At 59.2% G+C, this 1,418-nt stretch carries 2 protein-coding genes and 1 pseudogene; 2 read left to right on the top strand and 1 reads right to left on the bottom strand.

Annotation, left to right across the window (positions count from 1 at the left end):
• Nucleotides 1-91 (top strand): annotated as a pseudogene (locus D6877_RS05540) (oligoribonuclease); the annotation flags it as partial.
• A gap of 183 nt (nucleotides 92-274) precedes the next feature.
• Nucleotides 275-889: a trimeric intracellular cation channel family protein gene (locus D6877_RS05545; protein WP_178081165.1), complete on the top strand. Its 615-nt coding sequence runs from the start codon at nucleotides 275-277 to the stop codon at nucleotides 887-889.
• On the opposite strand, the gene queG is transcribed toward D6877_RS05545, so the two are convergent.
• The coding region (gene queG / locus D6877_RS05550) for a tRNA epoxyqueuosine(34) reductase QueG (protein ID WP_130910114.1) at nucleotides 871-1,418 on the bottom strand (548 nt) is incomplete at its 5' end. The genes D6877_RS05545 and queG overlap by 19 nt on opposite strands.

A 1,418-nucleotide genomic window follows, 5' to 3' on the forward strand; every position in this document is an offset into this window, starting at 1 on the left:
CAAGAAGGGCAGCACCCACCTGGCGCTGGACGACATCCGCGAATCGATCGCCGAGCTGCAGCACTACCGCAAGCACTTCATCAAGTTCTGACGCGATCCCTGTGTAGGAGCTGCCGCAGGCTGCGATCTTTTGATCTTGGTTTTGCACCTGAAAAAGCAAAACTAAAAGATCGCAGCCTTCGGCGGCTCCTGCAGGGAGTTGTGTTTGCTGAGGCGCCCTCTTCTGGTGCAGCACCGAAATGGCTAGACTGCGCGCCTCCCTGCCTGGACTGCCATCATGTTGCTGATGCTCTATCTGATCGCCATCACCGCCGAAGCCATGACTGGCGCGCTGTCCGCCGGACGACGCGGCATGGACTGGTTTGGCGTGGTGCTGATTGCCTGCATCACCGCGCTCGGTGGCGGTTCAGTGCGCGACGTGTTGCTCGGGCACTACCCGCTGACTTGGGTCAAGCACCCGGAATACCTGGTGCTGACGTCGGTGGCGGCAATGTTTACCGTGTTCACCGCACGCTGGATGCGCCACCTGCGCTCGTTGTTTCTGGTACTCGACGCGGTGGGCCTGGTGGCATTCACCTTGATCGGTTGCATGACCGCTCTGGAGATGGGCCACGGCATGCTGGTGGCATCTGTCAGCGGCGTCATTACCGGGGTGTTCGGCGGCATCCTTCGTGACATCTTCTGCAACGACATTCCGCTGATCTTTCGTCGTGAGCTTTACGCCAGCGTTTCGTTTGCCGCTGCGTGGTGCTACATGCTTTGCCTGTACCTGAACGTGCCAGGCGAGCAGGCGATTCTGATCACGCTGTTCGGTGGGTTCTTGCTACGCCTGCTGGCGATCCGTTTTCATTGGGAAATGCCCAAGTTTGTCTACAACGACGCGCCCTGACGCTCGGCATGCTGCCTGAGCGCCCACTCGACGTGTTCCTGCACCAGATCGGAAGGAAAATCGCGGCGCGCCTTCAACGCTTCCAGCACCACAATCGTTGAAGGCGCATTGCCCAGGCCCACCGCCAGATTCCTCAACCAGCGCTCATATCCCGCCCGCCGCAACGGCGAACCTTCGGTGCTGCTCAAAAACTTATCTTCATCCCACAAAAACAACTCCGCCAGTTCGGCATTGTCGAGGTTGTGCCGTGGCTTGAAATCGCTTTCCCCGGAAGGCTTGGCGAAACGGTTCCACGGGCAGACGATCTGGCAGTCATCGCAGCCAAACACCCGATTGCCTATCAATGGCCGCAATTCTTCGGGAATCGCGGTTTTCAGTTCGATGGTCAGATAGGAAATGCAGCGCCGTGCGTCCAGCACGTACGGGCCGACAAAGGCGTTGGTCGGGCAGATATCCAGACAAGCGGTGCAGCGCCCGCAATGTTCGCTGCTATGCGGTTCATCCACCGGCAACGGCAGGTCGACGAACA

The sequence above is a fragment of the Pseudomonas sp. Sample_9 genome, assembly GCF_004307535.1.
Classification (GTDB): Bacteria; Pseudomonadota; Gammaproteobacteria; order Pseudomonadales; family Pseudomonadaceae; genus Aquipseudomonas; species Aquipseudomonas mercuritolerans.